The organism is uncultured Tenacibaculum sp., from assembly GCF_947495995.1.
GTDB lineage: Bacteria > Bacteroidota > Bacteroidia > Flavobacteriales > Flavobacteriaceae > Polaribacter.
Genome location: NZ_CANMAX010000004.1, coordinates 344,344 through 370,709 on the forward strand (window position 1 = coordinate 344,344; position 26,366 = coordinate 370,709).

At 31.5% G+C, this 26,366-nt stretch carries 16 protein-coding genes; 14 read left to right on the forward strand and 2 right to left on the reverse strand.

Features of this window, described 5'->3' with window-relative positions; genetic code table 11:
- Positions 1-14: 14 nt before the first annotated feature.
- The 6 genes from Q1A15_RS13850 (at position 15) to Q1A15_RS13875 (ending at position 11,637) form a co-directional block, all read left to right on the forward strand.
- Positions 15-2,141: a beta-galactosidase gene (locus tag Q1A15_RS13850; protein ID WP_299624971.1), complete on the forward strand. Its 2,127-nt coding sequence runs from the start codon at positions 15-17 to the stop codon at positions 2,139-2,141.
- Positions 2,142-2,170: 29 nt separating this feature from the next.
- On the forward strand, positions 2,171-4,651 hold the full coding sequence (locus Q1A15_RS13855; RefSeq protein ID WP_299624974.1) for a sugar-binding domain-containing protein: 2,481 nt from the start codon (positions 2,171-2,173) through the stop codon (positions 4,649-4,651).
- A gap of 70 nt (positions 4,652-4,721) precedes the next feature.
- Complete coding sequence (locus Q1A15_RS13860; protein WP_299624977.1) at positions 4,722-5,984, forward strand: Ig-like domain-containing protein; 1,263 nt, start codon at positions 4,722-4,724, stop codon at positions 5,982-5,984.
- A gap of 268 nt (positions 5,985-6,252) precedes the next feature.
- Entirely contained in the window at positions 6,253-8,577 is a 2,325-nt protein-coding gene (locus Q1A15_RS13865) for a beta-galactosidase (RefSeq protein ID WP_299624980.1), read from the forward strand.
- A gap of 13 nt (positions 8,578-8,590) precedes the next feature.
- A complete protein-coding gene (locus Q1A15_RS13870; protein ID WP_299624983.1) occupies positions 8,591-10,450 on the forward strand; it encodes an alkaline phosphatase D family protein in 1,860 nt (619 codons plus the stop codon).
- A gap of 119 nt (positions 10,451-10,569) precedes the next feature.
- Complete coding sequence (locus Q1A15_RS13875; protein WP_299624986.1) at positions 10,570-11,637, forward strand: beta-agarase; 1,068 nt, start codon at positions 10,570-10,572, stop codon at positions 11,635-11,637.
- Between the two features lie 84 nt (positions 11,638-11,721).
- On the opposite strand, the gene Q1A15_RS13880 is transcribed toward Q1A15_RS13875, so the two are convergent.
- Entirely contained in the window at positions 11,722-12,579 is an 858-nt protein-coding gene (locus Q1A15_RS13880) for an AraC family transcriptional regulator (RefSeq protein WP_299624988.1), read from the reverse strand.
- Between the two features lie 127 nt (positions 12,580-12,706).
- Between Q1A15_RS13880 and Q1A15_RS13885 the strand changes: the two genes are divergently transcribed.
- The 5 genes from Q1A15_RS13885 to Q1A15_RS13905 are packed head-to-tail and all read left to right on the forward strand — an operon-like array spanning position 12,707 to position 17,354.
- A complete protein-coding gene (locus Q1A15_RS13885; RefSeq protein WP_299624990.1) occupies positions 12,707-13,858 on the forward strand; it encodes a cytochrome P450 in 1,152 nt (383 codons plus the stop codon).
- 11 nt (positions 13,859-13,869) lie between these two features.
- Entirely contained in the window at positions 13,870-14,178 is a 309-nt protein-coding gene (locus Q1A15_RS13890; RefSeq protein WP_095073276.1) for a 2Fe-2S iron-sulfur cluster-binding protein, read from the forward strand.
- 3 nt (positions 14,179-14,181) lie between these two features.
- Positions 14,182-15,414, forward strand: coding sequence for an FAD/NAD(P)-binding oxidoreductase (locus Q1A15_RS13895; protein WP_299625005.1), 1,233 nt, complete (start codon positions 14,182-14,184; stop codon positions 15,412-15,414).
- Positions 15,415-15,422: 8 nt separating this feature from the next.
- Entirely contained in the window at positions 15,423-16,547 is a 1,125-nt protein-coding gene (locus tag Q1A15_RS13900) for an alcohol dehydrogenase catalytic domain-containing protein (RefSeq protein ID WP_299625008.1), read from the forward strand.
- A 9-nt stretch (positions 16,548-16,556) separates the two neighbouring features.
- Entirely contained in the window at positions 16,557-17,354 is a 798-nt protein-coding gene (locus Q1A15_RS13905) for an alpha/beta hydrolase-fold protein (protein WP_299625011.1), read from the forward strand.
- A gap of 55 nt (positions 17,355-17,409) precedes the next feature.
- Here Q1A15_RS13905 and Q1A15_RS13910 read toward each other — a convergent pair whose 3' ends face one another.
- Positions 17,410-18,261 carry a hypothetical protein gene (locus tag Q1A15_RS13910; protein ID WP_299625014.1) on the reverse strand — a complete coding sequence of 284 codons (852 nt, stop codon included), beginning with the start codon at positions 18,259-18,261 and terminating at the stop codon, positions 17,410-17,412.
- 434 nt (positions 18,262-18,695) lie between these two features.
- Between Q1A15_RS13910 and Q1A15_RS13915 the strand changes: the two genes are divergently transcribed.
- The 3 genes from Q1A15_RS13915 to Q1A15_RS13925 all read left to right on the forward strand — a co-directional run.
- Entirely contained in the window at positions 18,696-19,625 is a 930-nt protein-coding gene (locus tag Q1A15_RS13915; protein ID WP_299625017.1) for a type IX secretion system membrane protein PorP/SprF, read from the forward strand.
- A 14-nt stretch (positions 19,626-19,639) separates the two neighbouring features.
- The gene (locus tag Q1A15_RS13920; RefSeq protein ID WP_299625020.1) at positions 19,640-21,385 is read left to right on the forward strand and encodes an OmpA family protein; all 1,746 of its coding nucleotides are present in this window, start codon (positions 19,640-19,642) and stop codon (positions 21,383-21,385) included.
- 527 nt (positions 21,386-21,912) lie between these two features.
- The coding region (locus Q1A15_RS13925; protein WP_299625023.1) for a GEVED domain-containing protein at positions 21,913-26,366 on the forward strand (4,454 nt) is incomplete at its 3' end.

The window sequence follows — 26,366 nt, forward strand, 5'->3', positions numbered from 1 at the left end:
AAAAAATTAAGAATATGAAAATGAAGTTCTCTTTACAACACGTATTAACTGCGGCAAGTATAGTTCTATTTTTAAATTGTAATAATCAATCTCCAAAAAAAGAAAAAGAGCATAAATTAATATTGTTTGATTTTGAAAATATCCAGCAAAAATCACGTATAAAAGCTCAAGATGCAACTTTTGAATTTGTAGAAGAAGCAAACAATAACTACATAAAAGTCAATAACGGATTTACGATAAAAGAACCAGGAGTAAAGTTGTTGGCAGAGAAAGTATCTCCGTGGAATTTATCTAGCTATTTTCAGGTAAAAGCTGATGTTAAAAATATAGGAGAAGAAGATATTCAAGTAGAAATGTTTGTTGGTAACGATCCTAATTTACTGTTACGTTGGTATTGTTCTGATTATGTTGATTTAAAACCTGGTGAAGCAAAAACAATAGTGGTTGATTTAGCTTGGACACCATGGATTAACAAACCGCAAATAGAATTTAAAGGGATGAATGGAGCGCCAGGGAAAATCAAAGCAGATTTAACCAAAGTGACAGAAATTACATTCAATTCAAGATATGCAACAAAACGAAATAATTTTACAGTTGATAATGTAAGAGCTGTAGGTAAATATGAAGAAAAAGATACAAATAATTTCTTCCCATTTATAGATGAATTTGGTCAGTACAAACATGCCGATTGGAAAGGTAAAATCCATTCTAAAAAAGAACTAATTGCAACAGCGAATAAAGAATTAAAAGTTTTAGAAGCCAGTAAAGGAGCACCGAATATTGGAAAATATGGAGGTTGGACAGCCGGACCAAAACTTAAAGCCACTGGTTTTTTTAGAACTGAAAAAGTGAATGGCAAATGGTGGATGGTTGATCCGGAAGGAAATTTATTTTGGACGGCAGGTTTAAATTGTGTGTCATCTAGTTCAGTTGCTACAGGAATTACAGCTAGAGAAAATTATTTTTCTTCAATGCCAAGTAAAGATGAAAAATTAGGTCAGTTTTATAAAGAAACCAAGTTTGTTCCTAATCATGGTTTTTATTTCGATAAGGTTCCTTACACTACGTATAATTTTTATCAAAGTAACCTCTACAGAAAATATGGAGATAATTGGAAAGAAAAGTTTCAAGATATCGCTCATAAAAGAATCAAAGATTGGGGAATGAATACCATCGGATTCATGTCTGATTTTGGAGCTACTCGACAAGGAAGAACTCCATATGTCGGTTCAATTTGGATTAAAGAAACACCAAAAATTCTAGGTTCAAAAGGATATTGGGGACCAATGCACGATGTTTTCGATCCAAACTTCAGAAAAGCTGTTCAAGAATCTATTCAAAGTCAAAAAGAAGGCGCCAACGATCCTTGGTGTATAGGATATTTTATAGATAACGAATTGTCTTGGGGACTTTTAGGTTCACTTTCAGTAGGAACATTAAAAAGTCCAGCAGATCAGCCAGCTAAAATCGAATTTATTAATGACTTAAAAGCTAAATATGTAAGCATAGAAAAGCTGAATAAAAAGTGGGGATCAAAATATACTTCTTGGAATAATATGTTAGAAGTCACAGATGAACCTAATGCAAATTTAGCAGAAGAAGATTTGTTAGTTTTCTATAAAAAAATAGCAGATACATATTTTAAAATTGTTCATAACGAAATTAAAAAAGTTGCACCTGATCAAAACTATTTAGGTTGTCGTTTTGCTTGGGCAAATAACGATGTGGTTTTGTCTACTGCGAGTAAGTATTTAGATATCATGAGTTTCAATAAATACGAATACAGTGTAGAAAAATTTTCATTACCTAAAGGTGTAGATAAACCAGTAATGATAGGTGAGTTTCACTTCGGAGCTAACGATAGAGGAAGTTTTCATGTAGGAGTAAAAAAGGCAAAAAACCAAGCTGAACGAGGTCAAATGTATCATGATTATATTCAAGGAGCATTACGAAATCCATATATCATTGGGGCACATTGGTTTCAGTATATAGATGAACCCAATACAGGGCGTTTCGATGGCGAAAATTATAATGTTGGTTTTATAGATGTTTGCGATAATCCTTTTGAAGAAGTTATTGAAAAAGTGAAAGAAACAACCTACAACATGTATGAGTATCGAAGAGATAATCATTCAAAATAGAACCAAATCAAACCAAATCTACCTATAAAATGAAAAATATTAGTCAAGAGGAGAAAGAGAAAATGAGTAGAAAGGGAATTAATTCCAATGAGAAGATTGTTTTCGATTTAAGTGGAAACAATTGGCAAATGGAAGGAATTCGACCAGGAGAAGGAGTAAAAACTGGCTTTCATGAACTTAATTTTGATATTACAGGAGACTCATTTAATTGGATTTATGCAAAAGTTCCAGGAGATGTTTATACAGATTTATGGAAAGCAGGAAGATTAGAGGATCCACATTTTGGCAGAAATAGTTTAAAAGCAAAATGGGTTCCAGAAAACGAATGGTGGTATAAACGTCAGTTCGATGTTCCAAGAGAAATGTTTGAAAAAAGAATTCAATTGGTTTTTGATGGAGTTGATTTTGCTTGTGATGTTTGGTTAAATGGTGAGTTTTTAGGAACTCATGAAGGAATGTTCTCTAAATTTAAATTTGATGTATCAAAGGTTATTCGTTTCGAGAATTTACGTTTTGGAACTAATGTGTTAATGATTCGCCTGCATCCAGCTCCAAGACGATATAGTCAGGTTGCTGGAAGAAAACCAGCTTGGCATGGAGATTATTGGGTGAGTTTACCTCCAACAGGAATTTGGAAACCAGTGTATTTAGAAGCTATGGGTAATGTTACTGTTGAAGATACTTACGTAAAGCCTTCAATTCTTTCTGAAAATTCTGCTAAGCTTAATATTGAAGTTGAATTAGAAAACCATACAGATCAATCGAAAAAACTAGAACTTCTAATAGATGTTGAAGGAGAAAATTTCGATTCAAAAATTTATAGAATTTCAAAAGAAATAAATGTTGATACAGGAATACAAAAGTTTAATGTTGATTTAGCTATTGATGAAGCAAAACTTTGGTGGCCTTGGGATTTAGGAGATCAAAATCTCTACAAAGCGAAAGTAACTGTTTTAGAAGGTGAAAATTTACACGATACTACTGAAACAACTTTTGGAATTAGAGAAATTAAAATGGAGCATAACCCAGGTTTTACAAGAGAACAAGTAGAAAATCCTTGGACAGTTATGATTAACGGTAAACGTCACTTTATGCGTTCAGGAACTTGGGGTGGACCACCAGATATTTTTATGGGAAGAGCGCATAAAAGTAAATATGAAGAGTTAATTAGGTTAGCAAAAGAAGCAAATTTTAATAATCTAAGAATTTTCGGTTGGCACCCAGAAGAGATTCCGTATTTCTATGAGTTATGTAACAGAGCAGGAATTACAGTTTGGCAAGATGTTTTACCATTAGCAAGTTTGTCATTACCAAAAGATGAAGAATTTAAAAAAGCAGTTTTCGAAGAAGCAATTGCTTCTGTGAAAGAACAACGAAATCATCCTTGTATTGTTTTATTAGAAGGTTCAGAAGAGTTATTTATGACAGCTTCTGATCCGCAACACAATCTTAATTTCGTCAATGAACTAGGAGAAGCCATAAAACCATATACTTCTTTGTATTACATTCCGTCTTCGCCTTTAAGTGATGAAGTTGGTTTAAACCTTGGTTTCAAACCGAATGAAAGTTACCACGCTAATGATTTATTCTATGGGGAAGGAGAGTTTGTAATGGAAGATTATTTTCCAAGTTTAGATTATGCGGTTATTCCAGAATTAGCTATTTCATCTTGTCCGAATGTAGAAAGTATTAAAAAGTTTATTCCTGAAGATGAAATTTGGCCACCAGGGCCAAGTTGGGGACATCATTGGACAGATTTTGATGCGTTACGAACATTGAATTTTGAAGTGTTAGGAGATCAATCTAGAGGCGGTTTCGAAAAGTTTGTAGAAGCTACTCAAATTGCGCAAGGTGTCATTTTTCAATATGCATTAGAACATTTCAGAACTAGAAAACCTAAAACTAGTGCCATTTGTATTTGTCATTATATGACATTTGCTCCAGATATGAAATGGGGAATTGTAGATTATTACCAAGAAAAGAAATTATCATTCGATTATGTAAAAAAAGCATATCAGCCGGTTTTAATTACAATGAAACATGATAACAGACGTTGGTTACCTGGAGAAGAATTTATGGGAGAATTATGGATTGTAAATGATTATTACAAATCATTTAAAAACTCTAAAGCAACGATCAAATTTTTAGATGCAAACAGATCTGTTGTGAAACAAGAGTTTTATGAAATTGATGAAATCTTAGGTGATAGTTCGAAAAAGTTCATAGATGTTTCTTGTGGTGTACCAGGAAAATTAGGAGATAAATTTTATGTAGAAATTAATCTGATAGATGAGAACGGACAAGAATTGTCAGCGAATGATTACATGTTGTTAGTAGCAGATAAAAAGAAAGATAAAGAAGCGTTAAAAACAATTGGTAAAGAAGCTTTTGATATAAAACAGAAATACGGTTGGGCGAATTATTTTAGATATTATCCGAGTTTAGGTGGAGAAACTGGTTATAAAGAAGCAGATGAAGTAATGCCTGTAGCTAGAGGATTTGAAAAATAATTGAGTTAACTGTACTATTAAATAAGTAAATAATCCAAATAAATAACTTAAGTATAAATTTATGTTTAACATGAAAACACGTAATAGAATAGTAAAATCAATGGTGTTGCTATTTATATTCCAAATATCAATTGGTTGTGGAGGTTCAGATTCAGAAAACCCACCAAATACAAATGATAATCCTGTAGCACAAGATGATGTATTAACTATTGAAGAGAATAGTAATTCAGGAACTTCAAATCAAATCAATGTGACTAGCAATGATGAAATTGGAACAGATGGTGGAGATGATGATAATTACGCAATTTCAATGCTACCAGAAAAAGGAACAGTAACAGAAGTTAGTGATGGTGTATTCGAATATATTCCAGAGGCAAACTACTTCGGAACAGATTCGTTCACTTATAAAATAACAGATAAAGATGGTGATTCAGATTCGGCTAAAGTGAGTGTATCTATCAATAAGCATACGTTAACTGCGGATGATTTTAATAATATAAATCCAGACTTCCCTTCATTTACATCAATAGATGACACTACTCCAAATGATAAAAAATGGGTGAAACTAGAAACAATGTCAGACGAATTTGATGCTTGGGACAATACAAAGTGGTTTAAGTCTACATGGAATTATGGAGTACCAGTATTTATGTCAGAATCTGCTGATAATTCTGGTGTTAATGACGGTAAATTATGGATCAAAGCAACTTTAAATGAAAGTAATCCAGAAGATAGATGGTTTCAAACTGCTAGAATTCATTCAAAAGCAGAAACGAAATATCCAATGTATACAGAAGCAAGAATTCAAACAGCACACATTTCTGCGTACAATACATTTTGGTTAAACAACGGAGATATTAATAATAGAGATGAAATTGATATTATAGAAAATAATTCAAAACCTTCTTGTGGTTGTCAACCAGATTTCCCAAATCAAATGAACGCACAATATTTTCAGGCTGATGAAAGTAAAACACCACAAACAGTTCGTAACAAGGGAAATTACTTGAGATCAAATTTATCTTCAGTAAATCCTTTAAAAAATGTAGGTTGGAATGAAGGTTATCATACTTATGGAGTGTGGTGGAAAGATGAAAAACACATTCAGTTTTATTTAGATGGAGAACCAGCAGGAAGTGTTACTGTTGGAGAACACGAAGATGGAAATACTTATGAACGAGAGTTTACGAGAGAATTAGAAATTATTTTCGATTTATGGACTAGCGATGCAAATTGGCTTGGAGGATTGCCACCAAAAAGTGATTTAGGAGATAATTCAATTAACACCATGAAAATTGATTGGGTTAGAACTTGGAAACTAGAAGATAGATAAAACATAGTTTTATAAAAAATAAGTTCGAGCAGCTCATTTCCTTTTTTTAAAGAGAAGATGAGCTGCTTTTTTATTTAAACTCTTAAAAAAACTAAAAAATTAATTGAAAAAAACTTGACAACAGCTGTAAACCCTTTGTTTGTAGGCGTTTTTGTCAATAGGTTTTAGTTTCTTGCATTTGTCTAAAATTAACATATAATCAAAAAATGGAACGAAAAAATTAGAAATAATCATTTTTAAAGTTCCTTTTTTTAGAAAATGAAACCGAATGAGTGCTAAAACTTTGTACAAAGTAACCTTACTGTCATTAGTAACCATTTTTTCTTGTAAAGAGAAAAAAGAAGAATCACAAGAAGCAAAAAAAATATGGGATTATAATTCAGAAATAATTATTAATGATTTTGAATCAGACACTGTTTCAGTCAACACTATAAAAGATATAAATGCAGCATCTGAAGTAATTTCACATTCAAAAAACAATAAAGTTTTGAAGGTTGCTATAAGAGGTGATGAAAAAGAAAGTGGAGTAAAGTTCGGTACAAATACACCTTGGAAATTAGATAAAAATAAGAGGTATAATTTAGTTTTTGATGCTAAGAGTGAGAATGGAAGTTCTTCGTTTATAAATGTTGTTGTAACCAATTCAAAAAATCAGTCCACTAGAAGAATTGTGAGTGTACAACCTAACGAGTTTAAATCATATTATTTTGAATTAACAACTCAAAAAGAAGATATAGAAAGTGGATTAAGGGATACTCCTCCAGCTTGGGAAACTGAAGCTGTACATATGAAAATTAATGGATTGTTAAGTATCATTGACTTTTCTGAAATTAAATCAATTCAAATTTATAGATCTCAAGGTTATAAGAATAAAACTGTACTTCTAGATAATATTAGAATAGTGGAAAGTCCAGAAAGAGATTCTAATTTTTTAAAAGGAATAGTAGATAAATTCGGACAAAATGCTAAAGTAGATTTTCCAATTAAAGTGAGTTCAGATGAAGAGTTAAAAAATATCGCAGATGTAGAACTAAAAACTTTAGCGGAATATACATTAATGCCAGACAGAAGTCAATATGGAGGCTGGAAAAACGGTCCAAAACTAAAAGCAACTGGATATTTTAGAAAAGAAAAAATAAATGGAAAATGGGCATTAGTAGATCCTGAAGGATATTTATTTTTTTCAATAGGATTAGCAAATGTAAGAATGGCAAATTCTACAACGTATACTGGTATCGATTACACAGATGAGAAGCTAAAACATAGAGATCCGGAAGATGTAACTCCAGAAGATTCAAAAGGAATTGTAGCTGTGCCTAAAGAAATTATGAAAACAGCTCATGTAACAAACAAACTAAGAAATGATATGTTTGTGGAATTACCAGCTGTAGACGGACCATTAGCTGATCATTACAGTTATAGAAAAGAATCTCATTTCGGACCGATAGAACACGGACAAACGTATAGTTTTTATAGTTCAAACCTTGAAAGAAGATATGGTGAACAATATCCGAAATCATATGTAGATAAATGGTTGCAAGTTACAGAAGATCGAATGCGTAATTGGGGATTTACTTCTTTTGGAAATTGGATTGATCCTGCATTTTATCATCGTAATAAATTACCGTTTTTTGCCAATGGATGGATTATTGGAGATTTTCAGAAAGTCTATTCTGGATTAGATTATTGGGGACCAATGCCAGACCCTTTCGATCCTGAATTTGAAAGAAGAGCTAAAAAATCTATTGCTGTAGTTGCAGAAGAAGTAAAAAATAATCCATGGTGTATTGGTGTATTTATCGATAATGAAAGAAGTTGGGGAGCAACTAGTACAAAAAAATATCATTACGGATTAGTATTAGACGGACTTTCAAAAGATATGACAAGTTATTTGAAAAGACATAGCATGAAAATCTTAAGAAAAAAGTATGCGAAAATTACAGATTTAAATACGGCTTGGAATACTAAAATTACTTCATGGAAAGCTCTAGAAGCTGGAATTGATTATAAATCAAAAGAAGAATATTCCGAAGGAATGATTGCAGATTTATCAGTTTTATTAGAAGCTTTTGCAACAAAATATTTTCAGGTAATTCATGATGCTTTAGAGAAAAAAATGCCGAATCATATGTATTTAGGTTGTCGTTTTGCAGTTTGGGGAGTAACTCCAGAAGTACGAAAATCGGCAGCCAAATTTGTAGACGTATTTAGTTATAATTACTACAAAGAAGGAATTGGAAAAAAATACTGGAAGTTTTTAGAAGAGGTGGACATGCCAACGCTAATAGGAGAATATCACATGGGAGCTTCAGATTCTGGATTATTACATTCTGGTTTAGTGCATGCAGTCGATCAAGACGATAGAGCAAAAATGTGGGAAGATTATGCAAACTCTGTAATAGATAATCCATATTTAGTTGGTTGTCATTGGTTTCAATATTTAGATTCACCACTTACAGGTAGAGCACACGATGGAGAAAACTACAATGTTGGTTTCGTTTCAGCAACAGATATTCCTTATCCATCAATGATAAAAAAAGCCAAAGAAATAAACTCAGGTTTGTATACAAGAAGATTCGGAAATACAGATTAAAAGTAATTATCGTATGAGCATAACGTACAATTTTTCTAATAGAAGATTGAGCATATTATTTTTAATATGCTTAATTTTTTCAGTAAAAGCACAAGAAAACTTACTGAAGTTACCAGATTATATAGCACCTAAAGATAGAATAGCATTTGCTTTATATACAATTCACGAAAACACTCTAAAACTTACAGCACAGTTTTATCCAATAAAAAATGTAGAACCTTTTGAAGCTAGTTTAGAAGTTTTTCAAAATAACAAATGGAAAAAAATAGCTGAAACTCGAATTATTTATCCAGGTTACACAGCTCCATTTAGAGTAGAAAACTGGGATGATACTAAAGAGTTGAAATATAGAGTAAATCATAACAATACTGCTTATTATGAAGGGATTTTAAGGAAGAACCCGATAGATAAAGAAGATTTTGTCATGGCTGCATTTACTTGCAACTCTATTTATCCAGGACATGGTGGAGATATTTCAAGAAATGATATAATAGAGAATGTAAAAAAAATAAAACCAGATTTACTTTTTTTCTCAGGAGATCAAGTATACGATCATAGTCAGCATTATTTGTATTGGTTAAAATTTGGTAAAGACTTCGAAGAAATTATTAGAAATACACCAACGATAACTATTCCAGACGATCATGATATTGGTCAAGGAAATCTTTGGGGACAAGGTGGAAAAAAAGCAAATTCTCGAAGAGGAATATCAGGTGGATATTACATGCCAATTGAATATATAAAAGAAGTAGAAAGAGCACAAACGAGTCATTTACCAGATCCTTACGATGCAACTCCAATCGGACAAGGAATTGGTGTGTATTATACAGATTTAAAATGGGGAGGAATGAGTTTTGCAATCTTAGAAGACAGAAAGTTTAAATCTGGACTCGATTTAGTTGCTGAAAAAAATCCAGATGTTTTTCCAAATGGTTCTTATGAAGCTATTTTTAATCCTAATGTAGATACAAAGAAAATGGATGTAGAAGGACTTGTTTTATTAGGAGAAAGACAACTTAAGTTTTTAGAAGATTGGACTACAGATTGGGAAAATGCTAGTATGAAAACAGTGTTGTCTCAAACAATTTTCTCTCAGGTGAATAATTATTCAGGAAAACATGATAGAGAATTATTAGCTGATTTTGATACCAATGCTTGGCCACAAACAGGAAGAAATAAAGCACTTTCTGTAATTAGAAAAAGTTTTTCGGTAATGATTGCAGGAGATCAACATTTAGGAAGTGTTGTAAAACACGGAGTTGATGATTTTGGAGATGCTGGATATTCTTTCTGTACACCAGCCATTGCAAATTTTTGGTTACGTTGGTGGGATCCAAAAAAAGCGGGAGCAAATCAAGAGAAAAATGCACCAAAATATACGGGTGATTTTCTAGATGGTTTTCAAAATAAAATGACGGTAAGAGCTGTTGGAAATCCAACTTTACCAGAAATAAAAGAAGGAGGAAAATTGTCTACAAGAGCTGCAGGTTATGGTATAGTTCGTTATCACAAGAAAAATAGAGCCATTACTTTCGAATGTTGGGGAAGAAATGTAAATATAACAGATGCGAAAAGTAAGCAATATCCAGGTTGGCCAATTACAATACAGCAGTCAGATAATTATACCATTAAAAACGGTTACGAATTACCAAGATTAACTATTTCAAAACCAGCCCAAGTTGTAACGATTCATAATTCAGAAACTAATGAATTGATCTCTTCTTTAAGAATAAAAGGTTCAAAATATCAAGCAAAAGTTCCTAAAGAAGGTTTGTATACTATTACAATTGGAGAAGGAAAAAATATTAGAGTTCTTCAAAATATAAAAGCCCAAAAAAAGAATAGAAACAGAAAGATAGTAACTGTTAACTAAAAAGCTTAATTCTGAGCATTTCTCTAACAAATATTAAGTTTTTGTCAAGTGAGAATTCTCTCAATTTTTACCATATAAATTTACTTTTGAAAGTTTACGTGCCATAAAATATATGTAATATGAAGTTTAAAAATTTAATTTTTGTAGTTACCATAATCTTTGGTGTTGCTTGTTCATCTGGAAATGATAATACTCCTGAGCAAGTTGATGGAAATACTACAGATGGAAGTACAGATTCAGGAAATGATTCTGATAATGCAGCAGAAACTTGGATGACAATTCCTGTTCCTGCAAATGCTGGTGATGGAATGACTTGGGAATTTCAATCAGATATTTCAGATGATTTTGAATATGAATTCGCTGGACAACCGAGTTTAGTAGAATTTGGAAATGGAAAATGGACTAACTTTTATCACAACCAATGGGACGGACCAGGAGCGACCATTTGGAAGCATGAAAATGTAACAGTTTCTGGAGGTAATTTACGTTTAATTACGACAAGAGAACCAGGAGAAATGAAAACGTATACTTCAGGTTCAGACACATATACGGATAAAGCTACTCGTTTGGGATGTATTACGTCAACGAAAAGAGTCAAATATCCTGTTTATGTTGAAACTAGAGTAAAAGCTGCGAATGCATTTTTTGCTTCTGATATTTGGATGTTGAGTCCAGATGATACACAAGAAATTGACATTTTAGAAGCTTATGGCGCACAAAATCCAAGAAACGGACAACAATGGTTTAGCGAAAGATTTCATATTAGTCATCACGTATTTATTAGAAATCCGTTTCAAGATTATCAGCCAAAAGATGCTAGTACTTGGCAAAAAATAGATGGATATCCATTTGTGTCGAGTGATTGGGTTCGTATTGGTGTGTATTGGAAATCTCCAACGTATTTAGAATATTATATCAATGGAAACTTGGTAAAGATTATGGATAATTTAGATACAGTTGGAGGTAAAGATGGAATTGATCCTTTAGGATACACATCTCCAAACCAAACTGCAGATAATACTAGAACAGGATTAAACAAAGAAATGGATATTATTATAAATGCTGAAGTTCAAAATTGGAATGCAGCTGCAGACAGATTTCCAACAGATGAAGAAATAGCGAATTTTCCAGAAGATCATGTTTTAAAAATAGACTGGATTAGAGTTTTTAAACCAGTAAGTCAGTAAGTTGTAACATAACGTGGATCTTAGAATCTTTAAATATCTCTTAATAATCCCCAAACAACTGTAGGTTCTATGATAAGATTCACGTTATTTTTTGTTGTTATACAATTTGCTATAAGCCTTCGGGCTTATTTTTTTTTGTTTTTGAAATTGTCTGTTGAAGTAACTTAAGCTATTAAAACCAGAAGCAAAACAGATTTCAGATACAGTCAAATCAGATTCCGATAACAATCGAGCAGCTTTGGTAATTCTAAGTTTATTTACATAATCTGTAAACGTGGTTTTTGTTCTTTTTTTAAAGTATTTACAGAAAGATGATTTGCTCATAAACACTTTTTTACTAATACTATCTAAAGAGATTTCATGTTCTAAATTATCAAAAATATAGTTTAATATCTTTTGAAAAGTAGCACTGTCTTTAGCTTGATAAAATTGCGAACTTTCTGTTGTTGAAAGTAATTTTTGATTGTTGTCTAAACTTAGTTTCTCTAATATTTCATACAAAGAAAGTAATCTCGAAATTCCAGTTAATTTTCCAAGATTAGTGATTTCAGCTTCATATTTTTTTCCATTAATAAATTGAATACCGCTAGCAGATTTTTTCAGTAACGAATGAATGTTTTTCATCTCTGGAAGTTCATTCGCAAAAAACAAATCATCTTTAAATTGTATTACTTGACTTTTAGAAATCAAATCTTCTTGCTGATAAAAAATAGAATCACAACGCCAATAATGTGGTAATTGCGGACCAATTAATACCAAATCTCCTTCAGTAAAAGATTCTGCACTAGTTCCCACAAATCGAGTTCCGTGTCCAGATTCGATGTAAGTCAATTCATATTCATGATGAAAATGCCAAGGAGAATCAAAATAGTTTTGTTTGAATTCAGAAACTAAAAATGACTGCTGATTCGAATAAAAAAGTTGTTCATTAATAGCTTTCATAACTCAATATGTTCTTTTCTGTGTTTTTTTAATTAATAAAAAGGAAATATAGTTCAAAAAATTGACAATATCCGTCGGTGATTAAAAAACTGTTCTTATCAAATTTGTAAAAAACAACACGATATTTATGAAGAGTGAATTTTCAGATCCTTTTGAAGAAGCTAGAAAAAAAACAGGTTTAGAACATATAGATGATCAAAACGATCCTGTGGCTATGATTTTACGTCATAAAGATGTTAGAAAAACAGCACACAACTGGAAAACATATCAATCTGGTGCAGTTCCTGGGAGAATTGTAGTTCCTTCAGAAGTAAATATTCGTGATATCAGACAGATTCCTTTTGAAGTAGATCCACCTTTACATAAAGATTTTAGAGATTTATTAGAAGGATGGTTCAAAAGGCCAAATGGAAAAGAATATCAAAGTATACTTAAAAATCAGATTTCAAATTTAATTGATGATGTATTATTAGAAGATAAAATTGAGGTTGTACATGATTTTTCTTTAAAACTACAATCAAGAGCGCTTACAATTTTATTGAATACTGAGTACTCAGAATCAGACACATTTATTTCATGGGGAACACATGTATTTAGAAGTGAAGGAGAGAGTTTAGATGCTTCTAAAGCAAATGTACTGTATGATTATTTAGATGCAAAAATTAATGCAGCAAGAGAAAATTTAGGAGAAGATTTGTATTCCGTTTTATTACAAGCAGAAGTGAATGGTAAAAAGTTAACTCACGATGAAATAAAGGGAATTATGATTTTAACTTTTGCTGGAGGTAGAGATACTGTAATTAACGCAGTAACTAATACTGTAGCTTACTTTGCAGATCATCCAAAATCATTACTTGATATAAAGAATAATCCAGAGAAAATTAATAAAGCAGTAGAAGAGTTAATTCGTTATTTCTCGCCATTAACACATATGGGAAGAGTAGTAACTGAAGATGCTCAAGTATGTGAGCATGCAGTAAAAAACGATACTCGAGTTTCTTTATGTTGGGCTTCTGCAAATAGAGATGAAGCTGTTTTTGAAAACCCAAATGAAGTGAATTTCGATAGAAAAATTAATCCTCATGTAGCTTTCGGATTTAGTCATCATAATTGTTTAGGAGCAACACACGCGCGTCAAATTATGAGGACTTTATTACAACTTCTAGCAGATAAAATTTCATCAATAGATATTATCGATAGCAGAGAAAATATTGAAGAGTGGGGAGAATTCAAACGTAAAGTTGGTTTTCACGAATTAAAAGTAAAGTTTAATAAATAAGAAAATAAATTATGGCTAATATAACTTTTATCACAAGTGATAATGAAAAAATAATATTAGAAGGAGATTCAGGAAATGTAATGCAATTAGCTGTAAATAATAGCGTAAATGGAATTGACGGTGATTGTGGTGGGGTTTGTTCTTGTGCTACGTGTCATGTTTTTGTAGCTGAAAAAGATATCGATAAAGTAGGAAAAGCAAGTAGTATAGAAGTAGATATGCTAGAGCTAGCAGATGATGCAAATGAGTTTAGTCGTTTATGCTGTCAAATAGAAATAACAGAAGCTATTGACGGAGTAGAATTAACTGTTGCAAAATAAGTTATGTTTCACGATAAAATATGTGTTATTATTGGGGCTAGTCATGCAGGAGTAAATCTAGCTTTTTCATTAAGAAAAGAAGGTTGGAAAGGTAAAATTATCTTGTTTGATAAAGATTCAAATTTACCATACCATAGACCTCCACTTTCCAAAAAGTATTTAGAACTAGAAGAGAGTATTCAAAATAATTTACTAAAGCCTAAGGAAAGTTATTCAAAAGAAAATATTGAATTAAAATTAGGTGTGTCTGTTATCGATATTAATACTGAGAAACAAAATATTTCACTAGAAGATAATAGTATTCAAAACTACGATAAGTTAGTTTTTGCAACTGGAGCAAGAGCTTTTATTCCACCGATAAAAGGAATCCAAGAAGTTAAACATGTTTTTACTTTGAGAAATGCTAATGATGTAGATGGTATTAGAAAAGCTTTAGATAAAAGTAATACTAAAAATGTAGTGATAATTGGAGGTGGTTATATAGGACTAGAAACAGCAGCTTCATTAAAAAAGTTAGGAGCAAATGTTACTGTTTTAGAACGAGAACAACGCATTTTAGCTAGAGTCACCACACCATATTTATCAGATTTTTTTCACAACCTTCATAAAACGAATGGTGTCAACATTTTTACAGGTAAAAATGTAACAGAGATAACAGATAGTAAAGTGATTTGTGAAGATGATTCTTCTTACGATGCAGATATCATTATAGTCGGAGTTGGTATACAGGTGAATACAGAACTTGCTAAACAAGCTGATCTTAAAATTGAAAATGGAATTTGTGTAAATACAAGAACAGAAACTTCACAAGAAAGCATTTATGCCATTGGAGATTGTACCTATCATTACAATACATTTTACGATCGACATGTACGATTAGAATCTATTCAAAATGCCGTAGATCAGGCTAAGATAGCAGCCAAAAATATTTGTGAAATAGATACCATATATGATACCATTCCTTGGTTTTGGTCAGATCAATACGATGTTAAACTTCAAATTGTAGGTCTTGCTAATGGTTATGACAATAAAGTAATTAGAATTGAAAGTGATAAAAAGTTCTCTATTTGGTATTTCAAAGGAGAAGAACTTTTGGCTGTAGATTCAATTAATAATGCGAAATCATATGTTTTAGGTACAAAGTATATAAAAACTAAAGTAAGTATTGATAAAGTAGCCTTAGTCAATCCAGAATCAGATTTAAAATCGATAACTAAAATCAATCAAAATATTTAAATAATTTTATGAATGCTATTATATGTAAAGCTGCTATTTCAATAGGAGATGGTAAATTCACAATAGAAAATATTACGGTTAATCAACCTAAAAAAGATGAAGTTTTAGTGAAAATGAAAGCTTCAGGATTGTGTCATACAGATTATGATTCACTAACTTGGGGAATGCCTATTATTTTAGGTCATGAAGGAGCTGGCATAGTTGAAGCTGTAGGTGAAGAAGTTGAAAATGTTAAAGTAGGAGATGAGGTTATCTTAAATTGGGCAACACCTTGTTATACATGTTTTCAATGTCAAGAAGGAAATCAGCATATTTGTGAAACAAATTCACCTGTTATTGCTAATCATGCAGGAAAATTGCCAGGAGGACATGTTGCAATTGAAGGAACCAAATGGAAAGAAAATCCAATAGAACGATCATTTAATATAGGAACTTTATCAGAATATACATTAGTACGATCTTCTGCTTGTGTAAAAAAGAACAGTGAAAAATTATCTTTTGAAGCTGCATCAATTATTTGTTGTGGAGTAATGACAGGTTGTGGTTCTGTTTTTAATACAGCCGAAGTTCAATTAGCAAGTTCTGTTGTTGTTCTTGGTACTGGAGGAGTAGGTTTAAATGTAATTCAAGCAGCAAGAATATCTGGAGCTTCAAAAATTATAGCTGTAGATATTAACGAAACACGTTTAGAAATGGCTAAGCAATTCGGAGCGACAGACATAATTTTAGCAGATAAAGAGGATAAAGGTCTAAATAATGCTGCTGAAATCGTAAAAGGTATGACTAATGGAAGAGGAGCAGATTATGCTTTTGAATGTACAGCAGTTCCTGCTTTAGGCGTAGCTCCTTTAGCGATGATTAGAAATGCAGGAACAGCAATACAAGTAAGTGGTATTGAGGAAGAAATTACTGTAGATATGCGTTTGTTCGAATGGGATAAAAAATATATTAATCCACTATATGGAGGCAGTAGACCTGAAATAGATTTTCCAAAGTTAGAAGCGCTACATGCAAAAGGAGATTTACTTCTAGATGAAATGATTACAAATACATATTCTCTAGATAATTTACAACAAGCTTTTGACGATATGCTATCGGGTAAAAATGCAAAAGGAGTAATTACTTTCTCTTAAGTAAATGATATGAAATCAAAATTTAGGACTATTGAAGTTTCAAATCCAGAATTTGAATCAGACAACTTACGATTTATCACTGTAAAAACTCCAAATCTTAAAGGAAGAGGAGACATTTGTTTGTATGTACCGAGTATTTCGTTAGAAGCTAATACACCATTAACGATTCTATTGCATGGTGTTTATGGAAGTGCTTGGATTTGGTCTCAAAAAGCTGGAATTCATCGTACGGCAGAAAAAATGATTTCCAATGAAAAAATAAAACCAGCAGTAATTGCAATGCCTTCAGATGGTTTATGGGGAGATGGTTCTGCATATTTACCTCACAATAGTTTAAATTTTGAAAAATGGATTGTAGAAGATGTAATTGAAGCAGTAAAAGAAGTTGTAGATGAAGTTACCGATAAATCGAAGATCTTTATAGCAGGATTGTCTATGGGTGGTTATGGAGCTTTAAGAATTGGAGCTAAATATTCTCATGTTTTTTCTGGTTTTTCTGGTCATAGTTCTATCACAGATGTATCGCAAATGAGTTTGTTTGTTGAAGAAACTTTAGATCACTATAAGCAAGTTAATTCAAAAGAAGAATCAGTGTTAGAAGTTATTAAAATGAACAAAACCAAAATGGTTCCTTTCCGATTTGATTGCGGTAAAAATGATGAATTAATTGAATATAATAGAAAATTACATCAAGAATTATTAAAAGAAAATATTTCCCATATCTATGAGGAGTTTTCTGGAAAACATGAATGGAAATATTGGGAAAACCATGTAAAAGATAGTTTGTTGTTTTTCGATAAATTATGATAGCGAAAAATAAAAGCCTTACTAAAATTAGTAAGGCTTTTTAATTTTGAATAAACTAACAGAATTCTTCTCGATCTATTTTTAAGATATAATCTATAATTTTCTGACCAGATTCTAAGTTCAGTTTTTTTCGTAAACGATATCTAGCCGTTTTTAAGCTACCAGGAGAAATACTAAGAATATTAGCCGCTTCTTTAATATTGAGATTCAACCTTATTAAAGAGCATATTTTCAAATCATTGGGATTTAATTCAGGATGCTTAGATTTTAATTTGGAATGAAATCCAGCTAAGTTTTCCTCAAAGAAAAGTCTAAAATGCTCCCACTCTTTATCTATTTGTAAATTTTCTTTTCCAATAAGAATTAATTCATCTATAAGTTCTTTCTCTTCAGATTGAGAAGATGTTTTTTCAAAACTTCTTGCTAAAGAAAATACTCGATTTATAACTTCATCTTTTTGCTGAAAGTTAAAAGCATAAGAAGTGATAAGCTTGTTTTTTAAATCAATTTTCTGTTGTAGTTTCTTTTCTTTTTTCTGCAGAAACTCCTTTTGAACATCTAATTGTTTCTGTTTTTTTAGAAAAACTTTTCGGAAGCGATTAATTACAAAATAAGAAATAGTTAAAAAGAATAAGAAGAAACCAATAATTATAAACTTATCATTATCATAAAAATTTGCTTCATTACTTTCCTTATCATGAAAAGGAGCGATTTGTGTTTCACTAACGGAGGTATTCAGATTATCTGAGAAAAAATTCTCAATCAAAATAAGATTGTTTGTTGTGTTAGGAGGTAATGAATAAGAATTTAAAGCTATAAGTTGTTGGTGAATACTAATAATTAATATTAGTAGAAATTTTCTTCTTTTTTCAATTAAAGTTTGCAGTCTTTTTAAATGTGATTTCATTCTCTGTAGAAATTTAGTTTTAAATGTTATTTGGTTCTAACAAAAGAAAAAAAGTAATCTATTAGAGACTAAAAAGTATAGTGGACAAAGGGGGGACAGTTATCGTTTTTTTAGTTTCAAACGATTTATTATGAGTGATATTTTTTGCTTAAAGGTTGTTTTTTAGGGAGTTATTTGTGTTTCTAATAATTGAGTTTTTTATTTAAGTATCCTATTTTTTTTTCTTTTAAATAATGTTGTTTGTGACTTTTTGATATAGCCCAGTTTCTTTTTGTATACACGTTTTTTTCAACTTTAGGACAACTTTATTCTAATATTGTTTCATCAATTAATTCATCCTAATATTTACGTTTTATTAAGAAGTGTTTTGTTCAAATTAACATAACAAAACATGTATAGTAGACCTTGAAAAATGAAAAATAGATAGTAATAAAATGAGAGGAAAGAAAAGAAGATATTTATTAATTGTATTACTAATTCTAGTAAACTTTTGTTTTGCTCAGCAAGATGCACAATACACTCAATATATGTATAATACTATGAGTGTTAATCCGGCATATGCGGGTAACAAAAGAGCATTAAATATTGTGGCTTTGTATAGAAATCAATGGCAAGGATTAGAAGGAGCACCAACGACACAAACAATTGCTGTAGATACACCATTAGGTGTTTTACAACGATTAGGTTTGGGAATTTCTATTATTAATGAAAAAATCGGACCAACTTCAGAAACATATTTTAATGTAGACTTCTCATATACTATTCCGGTCTCAGAAGAAGGAGAGCTAAGTTTAGGTTTAAAAGGAGTTGCTCATTTGTTAAGTGTAGATTTTAATAAGTTAAACTTATTTGATTTAGATGATACTAGTTTTACATCTAGCATTAATAATAGATTTAGTCCTAATGTTGGAGTTGGTATTTATTATAATACAGATCAGTTTTATTTAGGTTTTAGTGTACCAAATTTGTTAGAAACGAATCACTTTAGAGGAAGTAATAATTTCGGAGAAGAACGTATAAATTATTATCTGATTAGTGGTTATGTATTCGATATAAATCAAGATATAAAGTTTAAACCAGCGCTATTAACAAAGTTAGTATTTGGTACTCCGCTGCAAATAGATCTTTCAGCAAATTTTATGTTTCATGAAAAGTTTACCGTAGGTCTCGCATATCGATGGAGTGCAGCTGTAAGTGCTTTAGTTGGATTTAGAATTTCTAATTCTCTGACCTTAGGTTTTGCATATGATAGAGAAACCACAGAGCTTGGAAATACAAACTTTAATAGCGGAAGTTATGAAGCTATGCTACGATATAATCTTCCAAGAATAAGTGTAAGAAGATTAACACCTCGTTTTTTTTAAAATTGAAAATGAAGATGAAAAAAATATTCAAAAAACTATTTATAATAATCATACTCTTTACAATAAGTAATACCGCTTTTTCCCAAAATAGATTACTTAAAAAAGGAAATGAAGAATACGAAAAATACGAATACATTAATGCTCAAAACACATATTTAAAAGTTGTAGAAAGTGGGTATGAAAGCTCTGAACTTTTTAAAAGGTTAGGGAACAGTTATTACTTTAATAGTCAATTCGAAAATGCTTCTAAATGGTATAAGTTATTAATAGAAAAGTACGGTACAATTATTAAAACAGAATACTTTTTTAGATATGCACAAACATTAAAAACCATAGGCGACTACAAAGAAGCAGATATGTATATGCATCGATTTGCAAGATTAAATCCAGAAGATAAAAGAGCACAATTATTTCTGAAAAAACAGGATTATCTTGAAAAAACGAACACCAATTTAGATAAGTTTAAAATTAAAAATTTGTCTATGAATTCAGAGGTGACTGACTTTGGAACAGCTTATTACGGACAAGAAATTCTTTTTAGTTCTTCTCGTCAAGAAGAAACGACCAATAAAGACATTCACGAGTGGAATAAAGAGTTGTATTTAGATTTTTATAAAGGTAAACCAGATCCAGAAACAGGTGATTTATATGAGATTAAAAAATGGAATCCACTTTTCAATAGTAATTTACATGAATCTACACCAGTATTTACTAAAGATAAAAAGATTGTTTACTTCACAAGGAATAATGAAGATGGAGGAAGTTATGATAGAATTACTCAGCAAAGAAAAATTAGAACAGATAAATTAAAAATTTATCGTTCAAGTTTAAATGCAAAAGGAGAATGGACTACACCAGAACCGCTTCCTTTTAATAGCGATACATATTCAATAGCGCATCCAGCATTAAGTCAAGATGAAACTAAATTATATTTTTCATCAGATATGCCTGGAGGACTAGGAGAATCAGATATTTATGAGGTTGATATAAATTCTGATGGATCATTCGGAGTTCCAATTAACTTAGGAGCAACAATTAATACAGAAGGAAAAGAAACTTTTCCGTTTATAAGTCAAAATAACGATTTGTATTTTTCTTCTGATGGGCATGTTGGACTTGGTGGATTAGATATTTTTAAAGTAGGGTCTTTTCAAAAAAAAGGAGAATGGAAAGTAGAAAATATAGGAAAACCAATAAATAGTAGAGCAGATGATTTTGCAATAATTATGAATGACGATTCCAAAAGAGGATACTTTTCATCAAACCGAAAAGAAGGAAAAGGGAAAGATGATATCTACAGTTTTACGCAAATAGAAATTAAGAAAAAAGAAGAGCCAAAAATTAAGAAAGATACCGTAGTATTACCTAAAATCACAGAGATTAAAAAAGGAGATGATTTAGGAAAAACTTTGGTGTTAAATCCAATTTATTTTGATTTTGATAAATCTTTTATCAGACCAGATGCAGCTATTGAATTAGATAAAATTCTAGTAGTCTTAAAAAAATATCCTAGTATAAAAATTCAAGTAAGATCACACACAGATAGTAGGGCTATATGGTATTACAATACAGCTTTAAGTAAAAGAAGAGCAAAAAGTACTAGAGAATATTTAATTAAAAACGGAATTAATCGTAACAGAATTACAAGCAGAGGTTATGGAGAATCTAGATTACTAAATAAATGTAAAGATTATGTGTATTGTACAGAAGAAGAACATCAATTAAATAGAAGAAGTGAGTTTATAGTAATAGAAAAGTAAGGGGAAGAATAATATGTTCCAATTTTTTCTTCTTTAATGTAGAATTTTATTTTGGGGATTTTAAAATGAGAAATAAAATTTCTACATCACAAAGCCATTGTTTTTAACAATGGCTTTCTCTTTTTTATGGTAATATTTTTAGATAAGTTTTAAAACGAAAAGACCTTGATTCAAAGTAAATTCATGTAGTTCTGTTTAACATAACTTATTTGTACAAGAAACTCTTAAAGGAGATTTATTGTAGTGTTTGTTAAGGGTTTTGTTTCTAGTGTTTTACATGGTTTTTAGAAATTGTGTTTTGTTTCCTTTTTTCCTTTTTAACTCTCCTTTTGTCTACCTGAATTCTCCGTTTTTTCATGTTTAACGTACTAGTTTTGTAAACGAAAATCATATAAAACGGGGGTTTTATTACACACTTAGATTGTAAAATCATTACTTAATTTTTTCGTCGTTTTTGGCGAAAAAATTAAGTTTTTCTAAGAAAACAAAAATGTAATAACCCTTTTTTTATTAAGAATTGGTGTACAATGGCGAGCAAAATAACTTCAATTTTTTTAAGAACTTTACTAGTAGTTACATGTTTGGTTTTTTTTTCTTTTTCTACGATAATTGAAAACGATATACCATTAAAACCAAATAAATTATATAATGAATTTTCAGATATAAGAAGCAATAATTCTTTTGTTAAATCGAAGAAAAAAATAAGTAATTACTTTAACTTTTTAGATAACTCAAGTAGTTTTTTACCGATAAGCACTTGTCTAGAAAATACAATTGTATTAACAAATACAGAAGCTGTATTTTCATTTGATAATACAACAGATGATGAAGATGGAACAAATAATCCTGATATAACCTCATCAATCACTTTTGATACAGATAATATTGCAGGCGGAAGTTCTTTAGTTTTCGATGGAGCTACAGAAATGGGCTTTCAGTCTAGCGCTGCCGCAGATACTTTTGGTAGAGCATTTAGAAATGTATCTGTTGGTTTTTGGATAAAACCAGATGCAGCTATACCAACAACAAATGAAGTTTTATATGAAGAAGGTGGAGGAAATCAAGGTTTTATAATTTATAGAGAAGTTACAACTGGAAACATTGTTACAAGAATAAGAAATGGAGTAAGATCAGTTATAATTGCTGATTTTGCATACTCAACGGATAATGATTGGCATCATATAGCTTTTACATTTAACAATGGTAGAGGTGTTACTTATTTAGATGGAGAAATAAGAGGTGATGTTACTGTTTCAACTACTCAAATGCCTGCTCATTTAAATGCTAGCGGCTTTGGTAATGTATATGGAAGCTCACATATAGCAGTAGATTTTTCAACTAATTTTGGAGGCTATCAAGGTAAAATGGATGAAGCTTTTTATAGTTATAATACCATTAGAGGAGGACAAATTTTACAATACATACAATGTTTAAAAGGAAGTGCTATTGGTGATTCAAATCCAATTTTATGTCCAGACGTAGCTTTTCAAATAAATAGTGGTGAATATTACAGTATCGATTTAGCATCTGGTGAAACCATACAACAAACAGTTACAAACACAGTATTTACGAATACTTTTGCAGCGGGTTTCAACGAGAACGATGGTTTGATATATTCCCTGACTACTGACCAAATAACAATCACCGAGATAGAAGAAACAGCGCCTAAAACTTATGAATTTACCAATCACAAAGCGGGGCCAGTAGTTGGTCTCCCTCCTCGTGTTAATTATGTAGCAGGTGATGTGTATGATAATAAACTATATGTTAAAACCACTTCGCTCCGCGCTATATATGAAATTGATATAGATAATACCTCTCCAACCTACTTAACACTTACTAATACAATTCTTTTAAGTAATAATATAGCTATTGGAGATTTTGTGGTTTCTAATGGAACATTGTATACTGTAGCGGAAGATGGGAATGCGTATACGATTGATTTAACCACAGGTAATGTAACTAGCCTTAGAAGAGTATCTGGTGTGGCGCCTCCATTGGCAGGAATGTTTATGGATGGAGAAGGGTTCGTGTATGCAGTTAACAACACTACTGGTATAATTTATAGATTAGATGTAAGTGGGGCTTTCCCAAAAGTTGTAGAATTTTCCAATACAATCACCATGGGACCTAATGATGGTATTTTTTGTAAAAGCAATATCTTCAATTTTGATTTTGGAGATGCTCCTGATTCCTATGGAATAACATTAGTAAATTCAGGAAGCGGTGGACCAAGACATTTAATTACAAATTATGATGCAATAAATTATACGTCTGACTTAAATTTAGGAGCTACGATAGATAGAGAAACTGATGGTTTTGTTAGTTTGGCTAGTGGAGATAATAATGATGAAATTGTTGATGAAGATGCTTTAACTACCATTCAGGATATTGATAGCAATGCAACTTCACATACCATAACAATCCCTTATGTAAATAACACAGGAAGTGATGCTACTATTTATGCTTGGATTGATTTTGATAGAAATGGAACTTTTGATGATAATGAAGAGTTTACAAGCACCACTGCAAGTTCTGGTGCTACTTCAGCAGTTTTAAATTGGACTTTTCCTAGTGATATTACTTTAGGAAATACATACATGCGATTTCGTATTACATCAGATGCATTGACAGACACAACTTCTGGAAATACAGATGATAGAGCTTTAGGTTTTGCTAGCAATGGTGAAGTTGAAGATTATGCTGTTAGAATAGATGGAGGAGGAAATATAAGCACTTGTTTAATAGATTACATAAGAGTTGATAACACTGAGGCTGTTTACTCATTTGATAATACCACAGATGATGAAGATGGAACAAATAACCCTGATGTCACTTCATCAATTACTTTCGATACAGATAATATTACAGGAGGAAGTTCTTTAGTTTTTGATGGAACTACTGAAATGGGCTTTCAACATAGTACAACTACAGAAACTTTTGGAAGAGCCTTTAGAAACGTATCTGTTTGTTTTTGGATAAAACCAGATTCAAATACACCTACAACAAATCAAATGTTGTATGAAGAAGGAGGTAATGGTGCTGGATTAGCAATTTTTAGAGCAATAACTACTGGAAATATTACAGTAAGAATACGTAACGGAGCAACATCAGCTTTAGTTGCTGATTTTGAATATCCTACAGATGATGAGTGGCATCATATTGCTTTTACATTTAATAACGGTAGGTGTTTATCATATTTAGATGGCGAATTAGAAGGCGAGGTAACTGTATCTTCAACTCAAATCCCTGCGCATTTAGACGATAGTGGATTTGGAGGGGTATATGGAGGTTTACATGCAGCTATGGATGTAACAACTCCTTTTGGTGGTTATGAAGGTAAAATGGATGAAGCTTTTTATGGTTATAATACATTTTCTGGAGGACAAATTTTACAATATGTACAATGTACAACGGGCACTGTTATTGGTGATTCAAATCCAACATTATGTGCTACAGCTCTTTTTCAAGTAGCTGCTGGTGAATTCTATGAAATTGACTTATTCACAGGAGCTTCTGTTCAGCAAACAGTCACAAATGAAGTATACTCAACTTCTAATGCATACGGATACAATGAAAACGATGGTCTTAGTTATTCTGTAGTAGGTCAAGATAAAGTTATCATTTCCGAAATGGTAGAAACTGTCACTGGTTTTGAATTTACCAATCATTTAGTTGGACCAATAATAGGTATTCCTATAGCAGGAAAACTATATGTTGCAGGAGATGTTTCCGACAATAAACTATATGTAAAGTCAGTTGTAGATTCAGAAATTCATGAAGTAGATATAGACCCAACTTCACCTACCTATTTAACGGTTATCAATACCATTACAATTAGTCCTACTCTTAGTGTTCAAACTGCTGATATAGTTGTAAATGATGATACCGTATTTTTAGTTGGAATTAATCAAGTTGCGTATTCTGTAGATTTAACTACGGGGGCACTCACTACTTTAGGTGCTGTTCCTTACCCTGTTGGTACTGGTTCGGTGTCTGATATATTTGGTGCTATGTTTATGGATGCAGATGAGTTCATTTATGGTATTCAAAATAATACAGGAGTCGTTTATAGAATGGATTTAAATGTTTCTCCACCAACTATTGTAGAATTTTCAACAAGTGTCCCGACGGCTACTAACGACGGATTAGCCTGTAAAAATGCTCGTGTTAATTTAGATTATGGAGACGCACCAGAATCATACGGAACAGTATTAGTTGCCAGTGGGGTTGGAGGACCAAGACATTTAATAAACAACTACGATGAAGTAAATAATACCTCAAGTTTATCATTAGGAAGTACTGTAGATTCTGAGACAGATGGATTTGATAGTTTGGCTATTGGTGATAACAATGATGGAATAAATGATGAAGATGCTTTAGTTTTAGTTCCAGATATTGATCTAAACTCAAGTAGTTATACTTTAAACATTCCCTACGTAAATACAACAGGATCTGATGCTACTATTTATGCTTGGATAGATTTTGATGGAAATGGAATATTTGATGATAATGAAGAATTCATTAGTACTACAACTTCATCAGGAAGCAGCACAGCTTCTTTAACCTGGTCATATCCTGGAGATATTACAATTGGAACAACGTATATGCGATTGCGTATTACATCAGATACATTAACAGATGCTGCTTCTGGTGGAAGCGATGATAGAGCTTTAGGAGTAGCAACTGATGGTGAAGTGGAAGATTATCAAATCGAAATTATCGATTGTGGAAGTGTATTAGCTCCAACTGCAACACATGTAGATCCAACCTGTTTAGTAGCAACAGGAAGTATCAATGTTACCAGTCCAGTAGCAACTTCAACATATACCTTAACAGGAATAACACCTGTAGTAGCTGCACAAACTGGAACTAGCTTTACAACATTAGCACCAGGAACTTACGAATTAACAGAAACAAATGCAGATGGTTGTATTTCTGGGGCGACTACAATTGTTATTGATCCTGCATTAACAACACC

Bases quoted from the DNA above. Each gene is read 5' to 3' on its own strand.
- Q1A15_RS13895 (WP_299625005.1), top strand. From the start codon at position 14,182: ATGTTTCACGATAAAATATGTGTTATTATTGGGGCTAGTCATGCAGGA.
- Q1A15_RS13850 (WP_299624971.1), top strand. From the start codon at position 15: ATGAAAATGAAGTTCTCTTTACAACACGTATTAACTGCGGCAAGTATA.
- Q1A15_RS13870 (WP_299624983.1), top strand. From the start codon at position 8,591: ATGAGCATAACGTACAATTTTTCTAATAGAAGATTGAGCATATTATTT.
- Q1A15_RS13900 (WP_299625008.1), top strand. From the start codon at position 15,423: ATGAATGCTATTATATGTAAAGCTGCTATTTCAATAGGAGATGGTAAA.
- Q1A15_RS13920 (WP_299625020.1), top strand. From the start codon at position 19,640: ATGAAAAAAATATTCAAAAAACTATTTATAATAATCATACTCTTTACA.
- Q1A15_RS13885 (WP_299624990.1), top strand. From the start codon at position 12,707: ATGAAGAGTGAATTTTCAGATCCTTTTGAAGAAGCTAGAAAAAAAACA.
- Q1A15_RS13905 (WP_299625011.1), top strand. From the start codon at position 16,557: ATGAAATCAAAATTTAGGACTATTGAAGTTTCAAATCCAGAATTTGAA.
- Q1A15_RS13855 (WP_299624974.1), top strand. From the start codon at position 2,171: ATGAAAAATATTAGTCAAGAGGAGAAAGAGAAAATGAGTAGAAAGGGA.
- Q1A15_RS13880 (WP_299624988.1), bottom strand. From the start codon at position 12,579: ATGAAAGCTATTAATGAACAACTTTTTTATTCGAATCAGCAGTCATTT.
- Q1A15_RS13865 (WP_299624980.1), top strand. From the start codon at position 6,253: ATGAGTGCTAAAACTTTGTACAAAGTAACCTTACTGTCATTAGTAACC.
- Q1A15_RS13875 (WP_299624986.1), top strand. From the start codon at position 10,570: ATGAAGTTTAAAAATTTAATTTTTGTAGTTACCATAATCTTTGGTGTT.
- Q1A15_RS13890 (WP_095073276.1), top strand. From the start codon at position 13,870: ATGGCTAATATAACTTTTATCACAAGTGATAATGAAAAAATAATATTA.
- Q1A15_RS13910 (WP_299625014.1), bottom strand. From the start codon at position 18,261: ATGAAATCACATTTAAAAAGACTGCAAACTTTAATTGAAAAAAGAAGA.
- Q1A15_RS13860 (WP_299624977.1), top strand. From the start codon at position 4,722: ATGAAAACACGTAATAGAATAGTAAAATCAATGGTGTTGCTATTTATA.
- Q1A15_RS13915 (WP_299625017.1), top strand. From the start codon at position 18,696: ATGAGAGGAAAGAAAAGAAGATATTTATTAATTGTATTACTAATTCTA.